Origin of the sequence: Aromatoleum toluolicum (genome assembly GCF_012911005.2) — a bacterium.
Taxonomy (GTDB): domain Bacteria; phylum Pseudomonadota; class Gammaproteobacteria; order Burkholderiales; family Rhodocyclaceae; genus Aromatoleum; species Aromatoleum toluolicum.
Map to the genome: position 1 here is coordinate 39,272 of NZ_WTVS01000036.1, position 17,126 is coordinate 56,397.

The following is a 17,126-nucleotide window of genomic DNA, read 5'->3' on the forward strand; positions in this document are numbered from 1 at the left end:
AGAACGCGTAACAAAAAGGAAATTTCCGCGGACTATACTCCCACGTCCCCATTACGGAAAGCCTTGTCCCGGGCGGGGGAATCGCCTTCCGCGAGGAGCGCTTCGGCCTGCGCGCGCGTGAGGAACCGGCCCGGCAGGGGGATCAGCCCGGCGACGGCTGTCCGGTAGCGGGCGTAGCGGGCGCCGTGCAGCGCGAGGAGCTTGCGCTCCTCGAGCAGGGATCCGATCCAGAGGTAGGCGGTGATGCTCAGTGACGACGCGAGGCGCGCCGCATCCATGTCGCGCGTCCACAGGATCAGCAGGCCCAGGAAGTACCACGGGTGGCGCACGATGCGGTGCAGCGGCGACAGTTGCAGGCGTCCTTCGTCGTGCCGCGGCGGATGGGTTCCCGCGCGCCACTGCGCGAGCCCCGAAAAGCCTCCCATGTCGTAATGGCGCGTCGTCCACGCGAAACCGGCCACGGCCGCGAGCGCCACGGCGTTGGCGATCCAGGCGCCGACGCCGGACCATTCCCACAGCAGCGGGCCGCGCAGCGCGAAGGTGAGCCACGCGGGCGGCACAAGCAGCAGCACCGCGAGGGCGTTGAAGGCCAGCCGGTAGCCGCGCGTCGCCGCGGGCCAGTGGCGTGCGACGAAGCCTTGCACCGCGAACGAGGCCAGCAGGGAATGGATCAGCCCGTACAGCGCCCACGCGGCGACGAGGGTGGCGAGCTGTGCGGCGGAAGGGTGCATGGGCGGCCTCGGCGCTATCGCATGCGGGCGGATCCCGCGGCGAGCGGGATGATGTCACGATTGTCCGCCCCGGTCATCGACGCGGGGCAGGGCGCCGCGGCGCTGCCTTCCTACAGCGCGCGTTCGATCGCCTCGCGAACTTCGCGGGAATCCGGCTCGACCCGGCTCGGGAACGACGCCACCACCTTGCCGTTGCGATCCACCACGTACTTGTGGAAGTTCCAGCGCGGCGCGCCCGACTGCCGCGCGAGCTCGCGGAACACCGGGTGGGCGCCGTCCCCGCTGACGCCGATCGGCGAGAACATGTCGAAGCTCACCCCGTAATTTACGAAGCACACCTTTGCGGCCTCCGCCTCGTTCGCGGCTTCCTGGCGAAAGTCGTTCGACGCGAAGCCGACGACCATCAGGCCGCGGTCCTTGTACTGCCGGTGCAGCGCTTCGAGCGCCTTGAACTGTCCCGTGTAGCCGCAGTGGCTGGCGGTGTTCACGATCAGCAGCGGCTTGCCGCCGTAACGCTGGCGAAGATTGACGACCTCTTCGGAATGCAGCCGGCGCAGGGAGTGATCCAGGTAGGTGAGACCGTCGGCAGGGCCGGCCGCGGACGCGCCTACGGGGAGCAGCAGGGCGGCACACGCCGCCGCGAGGAGTGCGCGGATCATTGGTTTTCTCGCTGTTGGGGGCTGGGGTGTCGCTGAGACCCGGAAGTCCGGTTCGAGTTCGTCGCGGGCGCGCAGCGGTGATGCCAAGAGCAACGCGAATGCGCCCCATTGTGGGGTGTTACAAAGCTTTTCAGGGCATAATTGCACCCCGGCGAAACAATCATGCGGGGAGGCGCGCACCCCCGGAGTCCGAATGAATCTGAATCGAAAGATGACCCTGCTGTTCGGCGGCATCGCTGTGGGCACACTGGTGATGCTGATCCTGATCAGCCTTTATGCCTTCCGCAGCTATTCGATCGCCTCATCGACGGCGCACGTGCGAACGGCCGCGGAAATCGTGCGCGTACATCTGACCGAGTCGATGATTCAGGGGGTCATCGACAAGCGCGAACAATTCCTCAACCGCTTGATCGAGGTCCAGGGGCTGCGCACGGCGCGGGTCGTGCGCTCCACGCACGTGAACGAACAGTTCGGTGCCGGCATGAACCGCGAGATGAACGCGGACGAGATCGAGAAGCTCGTGCTCGCCGACGGCCAGCCCCGCTACGAGATCCGCGACGAAGCCGGCGATTCGGTGTTCCGCGGCACCATTCCGTTCGCCGCCTCGTCGCGCGGCACCCCGAACTGCCTGCAGTGCCACAAGGTCAGCGAGGGTACGGTGCTCGGCGCCGTCACGATGGAGCTGTCACTGACCGAGCTCAAGGAGAAGGCGCTCACGACCGTGACCTGGATCAGCGTCACGATGGCGATGTTTGCGGCGCTCTCGATCGTTCTCGCCCGGCGTCTGATCCTGCCGGTCGGCTCGACCGCGCAGGCGGTGGAGCGCGCGGTGCAGCGCGCGCTGAAAGGCGACTTCAAGGGGCGCGTGGAAAAGCGCACCGACGACGAGATCGGCCAGATCGCCAGCGAGACCAACAACCTGCTTACCTTCCTCGACGACGGCCTCGCGCGCATCAGTCAGCGTGTCGTGCAGCTCACCGGCCGCACCCTGCGGCAGGACGACAACCAGCTCGAGGTCGCGATCGATATGGTCAACGGCCTGGCCGATGCGTCCAGCTTCAAGCAGGCGATCGAGGAGGACGAGACCAAGGCCGAGATCTTCGACCGCTTCGGCCGCGTGCTGACCGAGCAGTTCGGCGTGCGCGAATTCTCCATTTACGAGACCTCCGGGCCGAAGCAGCTGGAACCCTTCATGGTGGACGGCGTGCAGGGCAGCCCGTGCCGCTGGTGCGATCCGCAGATTCTCGTGCGCAGCGACATGTGCCGTGCCAAGCGCTCCGGCCACACCGTCGATGGCCTGACCCAGCCGGGCATCTGCTATGCGTTCAAGCAGCCCGACGATACGGGGGAGACGCGGCGCCACTATTGCGTGCCGATCATGCAGTCCGGCGCGGTGGGCAGTATCGTCCAGCTCGTCGTGCGCGAATCGGAGGCGGCGCGCTTCCATGCCCAGGTGCCGTACGTGAACGTCTATGTGCGCGAGATGGCGCCGGTGCTGGAGGCCAAGCGCCTGACCGAGACGCTGCGCGAGTCCTCGCTGCGCGATGCGATGACGGGCCTGAACAACCGCCGCTTCCTCGAGGAATACGTCGACACCCTGGTCGCCACGGCGCGCCGGCGCAAGATCGAGCTGGCGATCATGGTGCTGGACATCGACTACTTCAAGATGGTGAACGACACCTACGGCCACGATGCCGGCGACGCGGTGCTGAAATCGCTGGCTGCGGTGCTGCGCACCTCGGTGCGGGCGTCGGACATGGTCATCCGCTTCGGCGGGGAAGAGTTCCTCATCGTCCTGCAGGAAACCGAGGCGGAGAATGCGCTGCGTGTCGCAGAGAACATCCGCGCGACCGTCGCGGACCTGAAGATCCAGGTCGGCGGCGCGGTGCTGCAGAAGACGATCTCGATCGGTCTGGCGATGTTCCCCGAGGACAGCGAAACCTTCTGGCAGACCGTGAAGTTCGCGGACGTGGCCCTCTATCGCGCGAAGGATGACGGCCGCAATCGCGTCGTTCGCTTCAGGTCCGAGATGTGGGAAGGGCACGCCGACTCGTACTGAGCGGCGGCGCTGGCGGAAGTGTTCCCGGGGATGGTCCGCTGCGCGGCGGGCCGGCTCAGCCGTTCTTTTGCCAGACGGCGACGAGTGCGTCGCGGTGCGCGGCGAGTTCGCTGAGCGCCACCTCGATCACCGGGCCGCTCAGCGTGTGTCCGGCACAGGCGCCGCGCAGGCGCACGTCCGCGCCCTGGATGGCCACCACCAGCCCGTCCTGGTTGGCCTGCAAGCGGCTCTGGCGGTCCTGGTCGCTCACCAGCACGCTGCCGTTGGTGAGATTCAGCCGCGCGTTGAGCGTGGCGTCCTTGCCCGAGTTCAGGCGCGCCCCGACCACGCACGGCACCATGCGGAACTCGCCCGCGAGTGCGAGCGCATGCCGGCGCAGGAATCGCGCACGCTCGGCCTCGGCGAGGGGCACGCGCCCGGCCGAGCGGCGCGCGAGCTGGTCTAGCTCGTCGTCGGTGAGGTGCGGACCGGCGGCGACCAGTTCCTCGCGGGGAATGGCCGCAGCCGCGGTGTTCAGGACGTCGAGGTGATGGTGGTGGGAAACCACCGCGATGCCAGCCTTCCCGAGCTGCTTTGCGGTGACGGTCGGCATTCCCTGCAGCACCATCGCGCCGAGCAGTTCCTGCATGGCCTTGCATAACTTCTCGTGGCTGCCGTCGAGAAATGCGGCGGGCGCTTCGAGTTCGAACTCGAAGCCGACGGTGAGCTTCAGATTTGCCTTGGACATGGGGCTGCGCATGGGCGCCGCGCCCGAAGGCGCGGGCCGGTAACGGTCTTAGCGGACGACCTGCGTGAGCTCGCCCGACTTGTAGCGCACGGCGATCTTTTCCAGCGACAGCGGCTTGATACGGCTCGCCTGCCCGGCGCAGCCGAAGGCCTCGAAGCGCGCCTTGCACACCAGCTTGGCGGCCTCGCGCGCCGGCTTGAGGAATTCGCGCGGATCGAACTTGGACGGGTTCTCGAACAGGAACTTGCGCACCGCGCCGGTCATCGCCAGGCGGATGTCGGTGTCGATGTTGATCTTGCGCACGCCGAACTTGATCGCGGTCTGGATCTCCTCGACCGGCACGCCGTAGGTTTCCTTCATGTCGCCGCCGTACTGGCGGATGATCTCGAGCAGCTCCTGCGGCACGCTCGACGAGCCGTGCATCACCAGGTGGGTGTTCGGCAGGCGTGCGTGGATCGCCTTCACGCGCTCGATCGCGAGGATGTCGCCGGTCGGCTTGCGCGTGAACTTGTAGGCGCCGTGGCTCGTGCCGATCGCGATCGCCAGCGCGTCGCAGTCGGTCTGCTTGACGAAGTCGGCAGCCTGGTCGGGGTCGGTGAGCAGCATCGAGTGGTCCAGCGTGCCCTCCGCGCCGACGCCGTCCTCCTCACCGGCCTGGCCGGTCTCGAGCGAGCCGAGGCAGCCCAGTTCGGCCTCCACGGTGACGCCGATGGAGTGCGAGAACTTCACGACCTCGCGGCTCACCGCGACGTTGTAGTCGTACGAGGACGGGGTCTTGCCGTCTTCCATCAGCGAGCCGTCCATCATCACGCTGGAGAAGCCAGAACGGATCGCGCCCATGCAGATGGCGGGCGACTGGCCGTGATCCTGGTGCATCACGACGGGGATCTGCGGATAGGCCTCGACGGCGGCGTCGATCAGGTGGCGCAGGAAGGCTTCGCCGGCGTACTTCCGGGCGCCGGCCGAGGCCTGCATGATCACCGGGCTGTCGCACTCGGCCGCGGCTTCCATGATCGCCTGGACCTGCTCGAGGTTGTTGACGTTGAACGCCGGCAAACCGTAGCCGTTTTCGGCGGCATGATCGAGCAGCTGGCGCATGGAAACGAGGGGCATTGTCCTTCTCCGGTATCAAGTGCAGGCACGGGAAACGTGCCGGGTTGCGAATTGGCTCGCATTCTAGCGTTTGTTGGGCGGCGGTGGGCTGTCCCGGCGTCCCGCGACGACGCCGGTAACAAAATGGCCCGGACGAATCCGGGCCATGACGGTCAGCATGCGGTGCCTATTTCAGCAGTTCGGCCTGTGTTGCCGTGTCGAGCCGGCCCGTGACCGGGATGTTGCGCTCAGTCTGGTATTGGCGCAGGGCACTCTGCGTCTTGCCGCCCATCTTGCCATCGGGTGTGCCCGCATCGAAACCGAGCTTGTTGAGCTTGAGTTGTGCGTCACGCAGGTTGATCGTGCCCCCCGAATAGCCGGCCGGCTGGGTCGCGCCGTCGACGGTGAGCTTCCCGCCGGTACCCAGCCCGCGGTCGCCCATCGTCTGGCCGGTGTAGTTGCGCAGCGCCCTGACCATCTGGTTGAACGAGTCCATGAATGCGCCGGCGATCACTTTGCCCTGCGGCGTGTTCGTGTAGCCGCCCAGTGCCCCTGCCGCGCCGCCGCCGCCGAGCAGGCCGCCGAGCCCGAAATCAGTGTTCTTTGCGCTGCCCTCGGCGACCCCCACCTGAACGCCCGAGCGGTTATCGACGAGTGTCAGCATCGTCGATGCTTCGTTGGTCTTCATGCTGCCGACGATCGCGCCGACCACACCGCCGCCGACCGCCCCAGCCGCCGCGCCGAGACCACCGGTCCCGCGTTCGCTGAACAGAATTTCAGGCGATACCGAGTAGTCGGCACTGACCATCTGCCCTTTGCCGAAGTTGCTGCCGGCACGCAGTTCGCCGCTCTGCTGCAGCGCGCGTTCCTGCTGCATGTTGCTCATCGCGCGGCCGCGCTCGACGACGATGAAGCAGTTCGACTGCTGCATCAGCAGGCGCAGGACCGGTACGGTCGATGTGAGTTGGTACCGACCGGTCAGGATGCGATACCAGCCGGCGTTCTGGTCTTCGACCACGGCGGCGGTGCCAAAGGGTTTGTCACAGCGCTCGAGCTGACCGCTGGCATTTTCCGCCGTGGCGCCACCCGCCGCACCGGTGGCCGGAGTCTTGGCGCCCGCATCGCCCATCTTGATCGGCATCGAGTCACACCCGGAAAAGATCAGGGCGGTCGCGATCAGGCCGAGAGTCTTGAGGCTTCCGTTCATGTTCTTGTCCTCCGCGCGTGGTCCGATACTGTTTTATAGTCGGACGTGGCGTGCAAACAAGCCGCGGATGAGCCGATCGTGGCAAGGCGGGGTGGGGCGCTTTCAGGGCGCACATCTGCCCTATCTGGGCGGGATGCCGCGCGATGCGTCCTGCTGAGCAGCCTGCAAGGCTTGGCGCAGGGCGGCGGCATCCTCGTTCTCGCCGCCCCAGTGGTCGAAGTGCACCAGATCCTCGAGCGGCAGGCGCTGGCGCCAGCCGGCACTCTGCAGTTCCGGCTGGTCGAGGAAGTGGCTGACGTGTCCGATGCACAGGTAGGCGACCGGCATGATGCGCTCGGGCAGCGAGAGGATCTCGCGGATCGCCGACTGGCGGAAGATGCTCACCCAGCCCACCCCCAGCCCTTCGGCGCGGGCGGCGAGCCACAGGTTCTGCACCGCACACACCGAGCTGTAGAGATCCATCGCCTTGATGTGCGTGCGGCCGATCACCACCGGGCCGGCGCGGTCGCGGTCGCAGGTGACGCACAGGTTGATCGGCGCCTCGAGGATGCCCTGCAGGCGCAGGCCGGAATACACCTCGCGCTGCTTGCCTTCGAACATCTGCGCGGCTTCGGTGTTGGCGAGCGTGAAGGCGTCGTGCACGCGCCGCTTCACGGCCTGGTCGCGGACCAGGACGAAGCTCCACGGCTGCATGAAGCCGACCGACGGGGCGAAGTGCGCGGCGGTGAGGATGCGCGCGAGCATGTCGTCGGCGACCGGATCGGGCAGGAACTGGCCGCGCACGTCACGGCGCGCGAGGATGTTGCGATACACGGCGGCGCGCTCGGCGTCGTCGAAATGGTGGTGGGCCTGTTGGCCGGGAGCAGCGCTCTGCATCGATTCCCCTTGTGAGGCGCAGTGGATAGCGAACGGACCAGTTTTGCGCTGATTCACTGGTCGTTGAGGTGCGGTGCCGGATGTTCGCCGACGCGCACGATCTTGAGCGTGTTCGTGCCGCCGGAGGCGCCGATCGGCTCCCCGATCGTCAGGACGATGAGGTCGCCGTGCTCGACGACGCCCTGATCGAGCAGGATCTGTTCGGCCTCCCACAGCATCAGGTCACGGTCCTGGTGCGTCTGCGACATCAGCAGCGGGAAAACCTCGCGGTACAGCGTCATCTGGTTGCGCGAGGCCATCTCGGGCGTCAGCGCGTAGATCGGCACGCCGCTGTTGAGGCGGCTCATCCACAGCGCGGTCGAGCCGGTCTGCGTGAGCGAGGCGATCGCCTTGACCTTGAGGTGCCACGCAGTCCAGATCGCCGCCATCGCGATCGACTGGTCGATGCGCGTGAACACGCGGTCGAGCACTTCGCGGTCGAGCGTGACCTCGGCGGATTTCTCGGCTTCGAGGCACACGCGGCTCATCGCCTCGACGACATCGACCGGGTACTTGCCGGATGCGGTCTCCGCCGACAGCATCACCGCGTCGGTGCCGTCCAGCACCGCATTGGCGACGTCGGAGACCTCCGCGCGGGTCGGCACCGGGCTGCCGATCATCGATTCCATCATCTGCGTCGCGGTGATCGTCAGCTTGTTGCGGTCGCGTGCCGCGCGGATCATCTTCTTCTGCAGCGCCGGGACGGCCGCGTCGCCGACCTCGACCGCGAGGTCGCCGCGGGCGACCATGATGCCGTCGGAGGCGTCGAGGATCTCGTCGAGGTTGGCGACCGCCTCGGTGCGCTCGATCTTCGCGATCAGCATGGCCTCGCAGCCGGCCGCGCGCAGGAGCTGCTGCGCCATGTACATGTCGGCGGCGCTCTTGGGGAAGGAGACGGCCACGAAGTCGACGCCGATGAGGGCGGCGGTCTTGATGTCGTCCATGTCCTTCGCGGTCAGCGCGGGCGCGGTGAGGCCGCCGCCCTGGCGATTGATGCCCTTGTTGTTGGACAGTTCGCCGCCGACCCGCACGGTCGTGTGGATCTCCGCGCCGATGACGCGGTTGACGACCAGCTTGACGCGCCCGTCGTCGAGCAGCAGGACGTCGCCGGTCTTCACGTCGCGGGGCAGGTTCTTGTAGTCGAGGCCGACGCGTGTCATGTCGCCCAGCTCGCAGTGCGCGTCGAGGATGAACTCCGCATCCTTGTGCAGGTGCACGCGGTCGCCGGCGAACTTTCCGACGCGGATCTTGGGGCCCTGCAGATCGGCGAGGATGCCCACCGGCCGGCCGGCGCGCTCGGAGGCTTCGCGGATGGCCGTCGCGCGGGCGACGTGGTCTTCTGCCTTGCCGTGCGAAAAATTCATGCGCACGACGTCGATCCCCGCATGCACCATGCGTTCCAGAACTTGCGGGTCGGACGAGGCCGGTCCCAGGGTGGCGACGATCTTCGTGTGGCGCAGCATGTTGTCTCCATGTCGATATGCATCCGAGAACGCGATTCTACCTGCCCGCAGCCGGGCGACGGCGCCGACATGGCCGCGATGCGCGGCGTCTCGCCCTTGGCCAGGGCGCGTCCGCCCTCTCGACAGATGCTGAAGCTTCCTATAGTTTTATCTTCATCAATTCAATCACCGGACTTCCGAACGCCATGAAACTTGCTCCCGTCGCTTCGTTGTGTGTGCTCGTCCTGATGACGCCGGCCGTGCTAGCAGCCGATCCCGTGCCCGCGTCGGGACAGGGCTCCCTCGTGCAGCGTGCCGACGAGAATCGCAGCCTGCGCCTGCTCGACAAGGCGGTGGCGCGTTTCCGCGAAATCGGCGATGCGGCGTTCGACGAGTTCAACCGCGCGCCGCAGTTCACCGACCGCGAGCTTTACGTATACGTTCTGGGCACGGATGGCACCATGCTCGCGAGCGGCGGCTCCTCGGTGGTCCTGGTAGGGCGCAACGTCGCGTCCATGCAGGATGCGGCGGGCAAGCCCTTCTTCCGCGAGATGCTCGACATCGCGGCGAAGAGCGAGGCAGGGCGCGTCGAGTATCGCTGGCTCAATCGCGTCGACAGCCGCGAGGAGCCGAAAGTGACGCTGTTCCGCAAGGTCGGCGAGCGCATCATCGCGGTCGGCTATTACGTGCCGCGGGCGACGCCGGCGCAGGCGAAGGAGCTGCTGAACCGCGCGGTTGCGGCGGTGAAGGAGAAGGGGGCGCCGGCGGCCGTCGCGGCCTTCAACGCGCTCGACGGCGGCTTCGTGCAGGACGACCTCTACGTGTTCGCGATCGACCTGAGTTCGCAGCGTTTCCTCGCGCATGGCGCGATGCCCAAGCTGGTCGGCAGCGACGGGCGTGCGGTGCGCGATCCCAAGGGCAAGGCGATCGTCGCCGACATGGTGAACATCGTCAGCCGCAAGGGCGAGGGGGAACTCGACTACGCGTGGCGCAACCCGGTCACCGACAAGCTGGAGACCAAGCATTCGTTCATCCGGCGCGTCGACGACATGCTGGTCGGCGTCGGCTACTACACGCGCTGACGCATCCGGTTGACCTCCGACAATATCCCGCGGAGGCCGATCCGGGAGAATGCATCGCCGCCGGACGCCCTGTCGTCCGGCGAATGTTTACCCCCTGAAGGATGAAGCGCCCATGATCGACGACGTTACCCGCTCCCTGCTCGACAGCCTGCCGCGTGGCGGCAGCTACGACCTTTCGGTTGCTCACGATCCCGCGAGCGACATGCACGCGCTGACCATCGTGATCGACGGCCAGACCTTCCAGCCAGGGATCGGTTACGAGAGCAGCGACGACTTCGAGTTCGACCGTGAGCAGATCGCGGCATATCTGGTCACGCGCAAGCAGAAGTGCGGCGGTTGCGGGAGCTGCAGCTGCGGCTGAGCGTGCGTTGCGGCGCAGGAATGAAAACGGCCACCCGCGGGTGGCCGTTTTCATGGCGGGCCCGCGCTGCTGCCGGGCTCGCATCGTGCGAGAGCGTCTTCAGTCGTTGAAGCGCGCTTCCAGCGCGGCGATCGCCGGCAGGGTCTTGCCTTCGAGGAACTCGAGGAAGGCGCCGCCGCCGGTCGAGATGTAGCCGACGTCCTGGGCGATGTGGAACTTGGCGATCGCCGCGAGCGTGTCGCCGCCGCCCGCGATGCAGAAGGCGTCGGAGTGGGCGATGGCCGAGGCCATCATCTTCGTGCCGCCGGCGAACTGGTTGTGCTCGAACACGCCCACCGGGCCGTTCCACACGATGGTGCCGGCGTGGGCGATGATGTCGGCGAGCTTCGCCGAGGTCTTCGGGCCGACGTCGAGGATGCGGTCGTGCGGGCCCACTTCCTCGACCGGGATGCGGTTCGCGCGCGCCAGCGCCGAGACCTCGTCGGCGACGACGACGTCGACCGGCAGCGGCACGTCAGCGTCGCGTGCCTTCATGATGTCCATGACGGCCTGCGCTTCCTTCACCAGCTCGGGCTCGGCGAGCGAGTCGCCGATGCGGTGACCCGAGGCGAGCAGGAAGGTGTTGGCGATGCCGCCGCCGACGATCAGCTGGTCGACCTTCTGCGCCAGGGTCTTCAGGATGGTCAGCTTGCTCGACACCTTGGCGCCGCCCACGATTGCGACCAGCGGACGGGCGGGGTTCTCGGTGGCCTTCGTGAGCGCGTCGATCTCCGCGCCCATCAGCATGCCGGCGCACGCGACCGGCGCGAAGCGCGCGATGCCGTGGGTCGTCGCCTCGGCGCGGTGCGCGGTGCCGAAGGCGTCATTCACGTAGATGTCGCACAGCGCGGCCATCTTCTTCGCCAGCTCGTCGTTGTCCTTCTTCTCGCCCTTGTTGCAGCGGCAGTTCTCGAGCAGGACGACTTCGCCCGGTTTCACCTCGAAGCCGCCCTCGACCCAGTCGCGGATCAGGCGCACCGGCTTGTGCAGCAGCTCGCCCAGGCGCACCGCGATCGGCGCGAGCGTGTCTTCGGCACGGCATTCGCCTTCGGTCGGGCGGCCGAGGTGCGAAGTGACCATGACGGCGGCGCCGTTGTCGAGGCAGTACTTGATCGATGGCAGTGATGCGCGGACGCGGGTGTCCTCGACGATATTGCCGGCCTCGTCCTGCGGCACGTTGAGGTCGGCGCGGATGAAGACGCGCTTGCCGGCGACGTTGAGGTCGGCGAGTTTCTTGACTTGCATGGAGTGATCTTCCCGATGGAAAAACGCCCCGCGGAGCAGGGCGTCGGATTGCTTGGCTGCGAGGGGCTTGCTTCGCGCTTATTTTGCGTTGTGGAACGCGCGCGCGGCGTCGAGCATGCGGCAGGAGTAGCCCCACTCGTTGTCGTACCAGGCCAGCACCTTCACGAGGTTGCCGTCCATCACGCGCGTCTGGGTCGCATCGAAGATCGAGGAATGTGCGTCGTGGTTGAAGTCCATCGACACCAGCGGGTCCTCGTTGACCGCCAGCACGCCCTTCAGCGCGCCCTTGGAGGCTTCCTTCATCAGCGCGTTGATCTCCTCCTTCGAGGTCGCACGGCTCGCCGTGAAGGTCAGGTCGACCAGCGACACGTTCATCACCGGCACGCGCAGCGCGAAGCCGTCGAACTTGCCCTTCAGTGCAGGCAGCACCAGGCCGACGGCCTTCGCGGCACCGGTCTTGGTCGGGATGATGTTCTGGGCGGCGGCGCGGGCGCGGCGCAGGTCCTTGTGGCGCACGTCGACCAGCACCTGGTCGTTGGTGTAGGCGTGCACAGTCGTCATCAGGCCCTTCTCGATGCCGATGTTGTCCTGCAGCACCTTCGCGACCGGTGCGAGGCAGTTGGTCGTGCACGAGGCGTTCGACACGACGGTCATCGCCGCAGTCAGCACATCGTGGTTCACGCCATAGACGATGGTCGCATCGACGTCATCGCCGCCGGGGGCGGAGATCAGCACCTTCTTCGCGCCCTGCTTGAGCAGCACCTCGGCCTTGGCCTTGGCGGTGTAGGCGCCGGTGCACTCGAGCAGCACGTCGACGCCCAGGTCGCCCCAGTTCACGCCCAGCGGATCCTTGGTCGAGAAGAAGGGGATGCGGTCGCCATTGACGATGATGACGTTGTCGCCTTCGGTCTCGACCGGGAAGGCGAAGCGACCGTGGGTCGTGTCGTACTTCGTCAGGTGGGCGTTGGTCGCCAGGTCGCCGGAGGCGTTGATCGCAACGATCTCGAACTGGTCGCGCAGACCGAGTTCGTACAGGGCGCGCAGCGTGCAGCGACCGATGCGGCCGTAGCCATTGATGGCGAGTTTGATGGTCATCGAGGATTCTCCCGGAGCAATGATTCGAACAGCACAATCCGAAAGTCGGCGCCGCGGACTGCCGGCGCCCACTGCGCCGGGAGCGCGGCGACGACGCTTACTTCACGGCCTGCTTCACGGCCTCTACAACCGCGTCGGCAGTGATACCGAAATACTTGAACAGCTCGCCGGCGGGGGCGGACTCGCCGAAGCGGTCGATGCCGATCACTGCGCCTTCGAGGCCGACGTACTTGCGCCAACCGTCGGTGACGCCCGCTTCGACGGCCACGCGCGGCACGCCCGCGGGCAGGACTTCACCCTGGTAGGCGCGGTCCTGGCGGTCGAACACGTTGGTCGACGGCATCGACACGACGCGCACGGCGATGCCGGCGTCGGCGAGCGACTTCTGCGCCGCGACCGCGAGGGCGACTTCCGAGCCGGTGGCGATGATCACCGCCTGCGGCTTGCCGCCGTTCAGGTTGGCAGGGGCGTCCGACAACACGTAGCCGCCGCGGCGGATCGCCGCGATCTGCTCGGGCGAACGGGCCTGGAAGGGCAGGTTCTGGCGCGAGAACAGCAGCGACGAGGGGCCGTCCTTGCGCTCGATCGCGCAGGCCCAGGCCAGCGCCGATTCCGTCGTGTCGCACGGGCGCCACACGTCCATGTTCGGGATCAGGCGCAGCGTGGCGGTCTGCTCGACCGGCTGGTGTGTCGGGCCGTCCTCGCCGAGGCCGATCGAGTCGTGCGTGAACACGAAGATCTGGCGGATCCGCATCAGCGCGGCCATGCGCAGGGCGTTGCGCGCGTACTCGCTGAACATCAGGAAGGTGGCGGTGTAGGGGATCAGGCCGCCATGCAGGCTGATGCCGTTGGCGATCGCGGCCATGCCGAACTCGCGCACGCCGTAGTAGATGTAGTTGCCGCCGGCTTCCTTGGTGACGCCCTTGGCGCCGGACCACAGCGTGAGGTTCGAGCCGGCCAGGTCGGCCGAGCCGCCGACGAGCTCGGGCAGCTTGGGCGCGAAGGCCTCGATGCTGTTCTGGCTCGCCTTGCGTGTGGCGATGGTCTCGGCCTTGTCGACGATCTTCGCGATGACGGCGTCGACGTGCGCCGACCAGTCGGCCGGCAGTTCGCCCTGCATGCGGCGCGTGAACTCGGCGGCTACCTGCGGGAAGGCCTTGGCGTAGGCGGCGAAGCGTTCGTTCCAGCCGGCTTCCAGCGCCGCACCCCGGTCGCGCGCGTTCCAGGCCGCGTAGACGTCGGCGGGGATTTCGAACGGGGCGTGCGTCCAGCCGATGTGCTCGCGCGTCGCGGCGATTTCGGCGGCGCCCAGCGGCGCGCCGTGCACGTCGTGGCTGCCCTGCTTGTTCGGGGCGCCTGCGCCGATCACGGTCTTGCAGCAGATCAGCGTCGGCTGGGCGGTGTTGGCGTGCGCGGCGCGGATCGCCGCGTCGATTTCGGCCGCATCGTGGCCCTGCACGTTGGCGATGACCTGCCAGCCGTAGGCTTCGAAGCGCTTCGGCGTCTCGTCGGTGAACCAGCCGTCGACGTGGCCGTCGATCGAAATGTTGTTGTCGTCGTAGAAGGCGATCAGCTTGCCCAGGCCCAGCGTGCCGGCGAGCGAACAGGCTTCGTGCGAGATGCCTTCCATCAGGCAGCCGTCGCCGAGGAACACGTAGGTGTGGTGATCGACGATGGCGTGGCCGGGGCGATTGAACTCCGCGGCGAGCATCTTCTCGGCCAGCGCCATGCCGACCGCGTTGGTGATGCCCTGGCCGAGCGGGCCGGTGGTGGTCTCGACGCCGGGGGTGTAGCCGTATTCCGGGTGGCCCGGGGTCTTGCTGTGCAGCTGGCGGAAGCGCTTGAGTTCCTCGATCGGCAGGTCGTAGCCGGTCAGGTGCAGCAGCGCGTAGACCAGCATCGAGCCGTGGCCGTTCGACAACACGAAGCGGTCGCGGTCGGCCCACTTCGGGTTCGCCGGGTTGTGACGCAGATGGTGACGCCACAGCACTTCGGCGATCTCGGCCATGCCCAGCGGAGCACCCGGGTGGCCCGAGTTGGCCTGCTGGACGGCATCCATCGCCAGGGCGCGGATTGCGCCGGTGACGGGGTTGAAGACCGGGGGCCGCACGTTGCGCGGGTTCTCGTTGCGGGCTGCCTGCATGGATCTCTCGGGCCTGGTGGCCGGCTGGGAAAAGCGCGGATTATCGCCGAAAAAGGGGGCGCTTGGGTAGCGCCTGCTGCACTGCAAAATGCGCACAAACCCCTGTGCGCTCAGGTCAAATGTCGCGCTGTTGCCCGTCCTGCGGGGCTTCAGATCGCTTCCCGGCGGCGCTCCATCAGCTTCCAGATCAGCGGCGTGAGGATGAGTTGCATCGCGAGATCGAGCTTGCCGCCCGGAATCACGATGCTGTTCGCGCGCGACATGAAGGCATCGTGGATCATGCGCAGCAGGTAGGGGAAATCGACGCCGCGCGGATCCTTGAAGCGGATCACCACCATCGATTCGTCGAGCGTGGGCACTTCGCGCGCGATGAAGGGATTGGACGTATCGACGACCGGCACGCGCTGGAAGTTGATGTGCGTGCGCGAGAACTGCGGGACGATGTAATGCACGTAGTCGTACATGCGCCGCAGGATCGTGTCCTGCACCGCCTCGGGCGAGTAGCCGCGCTCGCGCGTGTCGCGGTGCAGCTTCTGGATCCATTCGAGGTTGATCGTCGGCGCGACGCCGATCAGCAGGTCGACGTGGCGGGCGACGTCGACCTTGTCGGTCACGAGCGCGCCGTGCAGGCCCTCGTAGAACAGGCAGTCGGTGCCGACGGGGAGATCCTCCCACTCCGCGAAGCTGCCGATCGGCAGGCCGGTGCGTGCCGCGCGTTCGGCGTCGTGGATGTAGCTGCGATGGCGCCCCGTAGCGGACTTGCCGTAGGCGCGGAACAGGGCCTCCAGCTCCTCGACGAGGTTCGCCTCGGGGCCGAAATGGCTGATCCCGCGCTGACCCGCCCGTTCGGCTGCCTCGATCAGCTTCGTCATCTCCTCGCGCGTGTAGCGGTGGAAGCTGTCGCCCTCGACGATGGCCGCATTCACGTTCTCGCGATGGAAGATCGCCTCGAAGGTGTGCTTGACCGTCGTGGTGCCGGCGCCCGACGAGCCGGTGACGGCGATGATGGGGTGTTTGGTCGACATGGTGGTTGCCGTTGCGGGGGGATCGTGGGCGCGCGCTGCGCGACCCTCATGAGTCGGTCAGGCGGGAGAGCCTGCCGCGGGCGGTATGGACACGGTGTGCTGCGACGACCAGCACATGCACTTCCTCGAACGAGAGTTCGGGGTAATGGTCGCGCAGCACGCGGTAGGCAAGGTGGTCGAGCGTCGAATTGCCCCAGCGGTTCTCCCGGGCGAAGAAGGGCATGATCAGTTCGCATGCCTCGATGAAAATCTCGCGCACGCGCTGATGCGAGCGGCGCTCCTGCAAGCTGGATGGCGTGGGGGGGGACGAAGTCATGACTCGGTTCCGGGGGCGTAGCGAGAAGGGATCATGGCGGGATTCGTGAGTGTTCGCCTTGCAGGCTCGAACCGGGTGGTCAGGAGTGGGCGCTTACCCAGTTGCGCCATTCCGTAAACAGGCAGGGGCTGGCGGCCGCGATCACGCCGCGCTTGATCGACGGTCCCGCGATCCCCGTGCTGCCGTCCAGTGCGGCTGCCTTGCCGCCGGCCTCATCCAGGATCAGCTTGCCGGCCGCGTAGTCCCACAGCATCTGTCCGCCATGCAGATACACGTCCAGTCGTCCCGCGGCGACGAAGCACCATTCGAGCGCGCTGGAGCCGAAATTGCGCTGCGAGAAATAGGGCGGCCGCACCGCGAGCTCGTCGCCGAGGTGGTGGCTGATGCGCTTGAAGTCGATGCCGGCCACCGCGTCCGACAGGTGTGCCGCAGCCACGCGCAGTGGCAGTTCGACGCCGTTCAGGAAGGCGCCGGCGCCTTTGGCAGCGTAGAAGGATTCGTCGGTGACCGGGTTGTAGACGACGCCGAAGCGCGGCTCGTGGTTCACCAGATAAGCGATCGAGACGGCGAAGAAGGGGATGCCGTTGGCGAAATTCGTCGTGCCGTCGATGGGATCGATGCACCACAGGCCGCGTCGTCCGTCGCTCCACAGATGTGCCTGCTCCGCCGCACCCATCTCTTCACCGAGCACGCCGCCGGGCGCCAGCTTGGGCAGTTCCTCGGAAAAGCGGCGTTGCGATTCGAGGTCCGCCTCGGTGAACAGCGTGCCGTCCGGCTTGCGATTGCGCGCGGTCTTGAGGTAGCGCGGCAGGATCACCTCGCGGGCGATGTCGCGCACCAGCGATTCGAGCGCCCGCGCCTGCGCGAGCCGTTGGCTGGCTGTGGGCATCAGCGGCGTCCCGCGCTCATGTGCGAAGCGATGACCGCGGACTTGCGCGTCCGCGCATTCCTGCGTGCCGTGTCGGCGGGCGGCGGGGAGGCGCAGGAG

16 protein-coding genes are annotated in these 17,126 nt (G+C 67.1%); 3 read left to right on the forward strand and 13 right to left on the reverse strand.

The annotated features are described in order from the left end of the window. Positions 1-32: 32 nt before the first annotated feature. Both GPA27_RS16730 and GPA27_RS16735 read right to left on the reverse strand, forming a co-directional pair. Positions 33-731, reverse strand: a complete 699-nt coding sequence (locus GPA27_RS16730; protein ID WP_169141697.1) for a methyltransferase family protein — start codon at positions 729-731, stop codon at positions 33-35. 110 nt (positions 732-841) lie between these two features. Then, positions 842-1,390, reverse strand: coding sequence for a glutathione peroxidase (locus tag GPA27_RS16735; protein ID WP_169141698.1), 549 nt, complete (start codon positions 1,388-1,390; stop codon positions 842-844). A gap of 193 nt (positions 1,391-1,583) precedes the next feature. Here GPA27_RS16735 and GPA27_RS16740 point away from each other — a divergent pair, with 193 nt between their 5' ends. Beyond that, complete coding sequence (locus tag GPA27_RS16740) at positions 1,584-3,449, forward strand: diguanylate cyclase (protein ID WP_169141699.1); 1,866 nt, start codon at positions 1,584-1,586, stop codon at positions 3,447-3,449. Between the two features lie 55 nt (positions 3,450-3,504). Here GPA27_RS16740 and GPA27_RS16745 read toward each other — a convergent pair whose 3' ends face one another. The 5 genes from GPA27_RS16745 to pyk all read right to left on the reverse strand — a co-directional run bounded on the left by GPA27_RS16745 (position 3,505) and on the right by pyk (position 8,853). Then, positions 3,505-4,176: a hypothetical protein gene (locus GPA27_RS16745; protein ID WP_169141700.1), complete on the reverse strand. Its 672-nt coding sequence runs from the start codon at positions 4,174-4,176 to the stop codon at positions 3,505-3,507. A 48-nt stretch (positions 4,177-4,224) separates the two neighbouring features. Continuing rightward, positions 4,225-5,289 (reverse strand): class II fructose-bisphosphate aldolase, encoded by a 1,065-nt coding sequence (fba, locus tag GPA27_RS16750; RefSeq protein ID WP_169141701.1) that lies wholly within the window; start codon positions 5,287-5,289, stop codon positions 4,225-4,227. A 166-nt stretch (positions 5,290-5,455) separates the two neighbouring features. After that, positions 5,456-6,475 (reverse strand): peptidoglycan-binding domain-containing protein, encoded by a 1,020-nt coding sequence (locus tag GPA27_RS16755; protein ID WP_169141702.1) that lies wholly within the window; start codon positions 6,473-6,475, stop codon positions 5,456-5,458. A gap of 120 nt (positions 6,476-6,595) precedes the next feature. Next, positions 6,596-7,351: a 5,6-dimethylbenzimidazole synthase gene (gene bluB / locus GPA27_RS16760; protein ID WP_169141703.1), complete on the reverse strand. Its 756-nt coding sequence runs from the start codon at positions 7,349-7,351 to the stop codon at positions 6,596-6,598. Positions 7,352-7,404: 53 nt separating this feature from the next. Further along, the gene (pyk, locus tag GPA27_RS16765; RefSeq protein WP_169141704.1) at positions 7,405-8,853 is read right to left on the reverse strand and encodes a pyruvate kinase; all 1,449 of its coding nucleotides are present in this window, start codon (positions 8,851-8,853) and stop codon (positions 7,405-7,407) included. 185 nt (positions 8,854-9,038) lie between these two features. Here pyk and GPA27_RS16770 point away from each other — a divergent pair, with 185 nt between their 5' ends. Continuing rightward, a complete protein-coding gene (locus GPA27_RS16770) occupies positions 9,039-9,914 on the forward strand; it encodes a cache domain-containing protein (protein ID WP_169141705.1) in 876 nt (291 codons plus the stop codon). Between the two features lie 112 nt (positions 9,915-10,026). Then, positions 10,027-10,275 carry a hypothetical protein gene (locus tag GPA27_RS16775; RefSeq protein ID WP_169141706.1) on the forward strand — a complete coding sequence of 83 codons (249 nt, stop codon included), beginning with the start codon at positions 10,027-10,029 and terminating at the stop codon, positions 10,273-10,275. Between the two features lie 99 nt (positions 10,276-10,374). On the opposite strand, the gene GPA27_RS16780 is transcribed toward GPA27_RS16775, so the two are convergent. The 6 genes from GPA27_RS16780 to GPA27_RS16805 form a co-directional block, all read right to left on the reverse strand. After that, positions 10,375-11,559 (reverse strand): phosphoglycerate kinase, encoded by a 1,185-nt coding sequence (locus GPA27_RS16780; RefSeq protein WP_169141707.1) that lies wholly within the window; start codon positions 11,557-11,559, stop codon positions 10,375-10,377. 78 nt (positions 11,560-11,637) lie between these two features. Continuing rightward, the gene (gene gap, locus GPA27_RS16785; protein WP_169141708.1) at positions 11,638-12,654 is read right to left on the reverse strand and encodes a type I glyceraldehyde-3-phosphate dehydrogenase; all 1,017 of its coding nucleotides are present in this window, start codon (positions 12,652-12,654) and stop codon (positions 11,638-11,640) included. Between the two features lie 97 nt (positions 12,655-12,751). Then, a complete protein-coding gene (tkt, locus tag GPA27_RS16790; RefSeq protein WP_169141709.1) occupies positions 12,752-14,797 on the reverse strand; it encodes a transketolase in 2,046 nt (681 codons plus the stop codon). 149 nt (positions 14,798-14,946) lie between these two features. After that, positions 14,947-15,822 carry a phosphoribulokinase gene (locus GPA27_RS16795; RefSeq protein WP_169141710.1) on the reverse strand — a complete coding sequence of 292 codons (876 nt, stop codon included), beginning with the start codon at positions 15,820-15,822 and terminating at the stop codon, positions 14,947-14,949. A 46-nt stretch (positions 15,823-15,868) separates the two neighbouring features. Then, positions 15,869-16,138: a hypothetical protein gene (locus GPA27_RS16800; protein ID WP_169141711.1), complete on the reverse strand. Its 270-nt coding sequence runs from the start codon at positions 16,136-16,138 to the stop codon at positions 15,869-15,871. 79 nt (positions 16,139-16,217) lie between these two features. Next, on the reverse strand, positions 16,218-17,027 hold the full coding sequence (locus tag GPA27_RS16805) for an inositol monophosphatase family protein (RefSeq protein WP_169141712.1): 810 nt from the start codon (positions 17,025-17,027) through the stop codon (positions 16,218-16,220). Positions 17,028-17,126 lie beyond the last annotated feature (99 nt).

What these genes read in the sequence shown, in the direction of transcription:
- GPA27_RS16730 (WP_169141697.1), bottom strand. Translation starts at nt 731, where the DNA reads ATGCACCCTTCCGCCGCACAGCTCGCCACCCTCGTCGCCGCGTGGGCG.
- GPA27_RS16735 (WP_169141698.1), bottom strand. Translation starts at nt 1,390, where the DNA reads ATGATCCGCGCACTCCTCGCGGCGGCGTGTGCCGCCCTGCTGCTCCCC.
- GPA27_RS16740 (WP_169141699.1), top strand. Translation starts at nt 1,584, where the DNA reads ATGAATCTGAATCGAAAGATGACCCTGCTGTTCGGCGGCATCGCTGTG.
- GPA27_RS16745 (WP_169141700.1), bottom strand. Translation starts at nt 4,176, where the DNA reads ATGTCCAAGGCAAATCTGAAGCTCACCGTCGGCTTCGAGTTCGAACTC.
- fba (WP_169141701.1), bottom strand. Translation starts at nt 5,289, where the DNA reads ATGCCCCTCGTTTCCATGCGCCAGCTGCTCGATCATGCCGCCGAAAAC.
- GPA27_RS16755 (WP_169141702.1), bottom strand. Translation starts at nt 6,475, where the DNA reads ATGAACGGAAGCCTCAAGACTCTCGGCCTGATCGCGACCGCCCTGATC.
- bluB (WP_169141703.1), bottom strand. Translation starts at nt 7,351, where the DNA reads ATGCAGAGCGCTGCTCCCGGCCAACAGGCCCACCACCATTTCGACGAC.
- pyk (WP_169141704.1), bottom strand. Translation starts at nt 8,853, where the DNA reads ATGCTGCGCCACACGAAGATCGTCGCCACCCTGGGACCGGCCTCGTCC.
- GPA27_RS16770 (WP_169141705.1), top strand. Translation starts at nt 9,039, where the DNA reads ATGAAACTTGCTCCCGTCGCTTCGTTGTGTGTGCTCGTCCTGATGACG.
- GPA27_RS16775 (WP_169141706.1), top strand. Translation starts at nt 10,027, where the DNA reads ATGATCGACGACGTTACCCGCTCCCTGCTCGACAGCCTGCCGCGTGGC.
- GPA27_RS16780 (WP_169141707.1), bottom strand. Translation starts at nt 11,559, where the DNA reads ATGCAAGTCAAGAAACTCGCCGACCTCAACGTCGCCGGCAAGCGCGTC.
- gap (WP_169141708.1), bottom strand. Translation starts at nt 12,654, where the DNA reads ATGACCATCAAACTCGCCATCAATGGCTACGGCCGCATCGGTCGCTGC.
- tkt (WP_169141709.1), bottom strand. Translation starts at nt 14,797, where the DNA reads ATGCAGGCAGCCCGCAACGAGAACCCGCGCAACGTGCGGCCCCCGGTC.
- GPA27_RS16795 (WP_169141710.1), bottom strand. Translation starts at nt 15,822, where the DNA reads ATGTCGACCAAACACCCCATCATCGCCGTCACCGGCTCGTCGGGCGCC.
- GPA27_RS16800 (WP_169141711.1), bottom strand. Translation starts at nt 16,138, where the DNA reads ATGACTTCGTCCCCCCCCACGCCATCCAGCTTGCAGGAGCGCCGCTCG.
- GPA27_RS16805 (WP_169141712.1), bottom strand. Translation starts at nt 17,027, where the DNA reads ATGCCCACAGCCAGCCAACGGCTCGCGCAGGCGCGGGCGCTCGAATCG.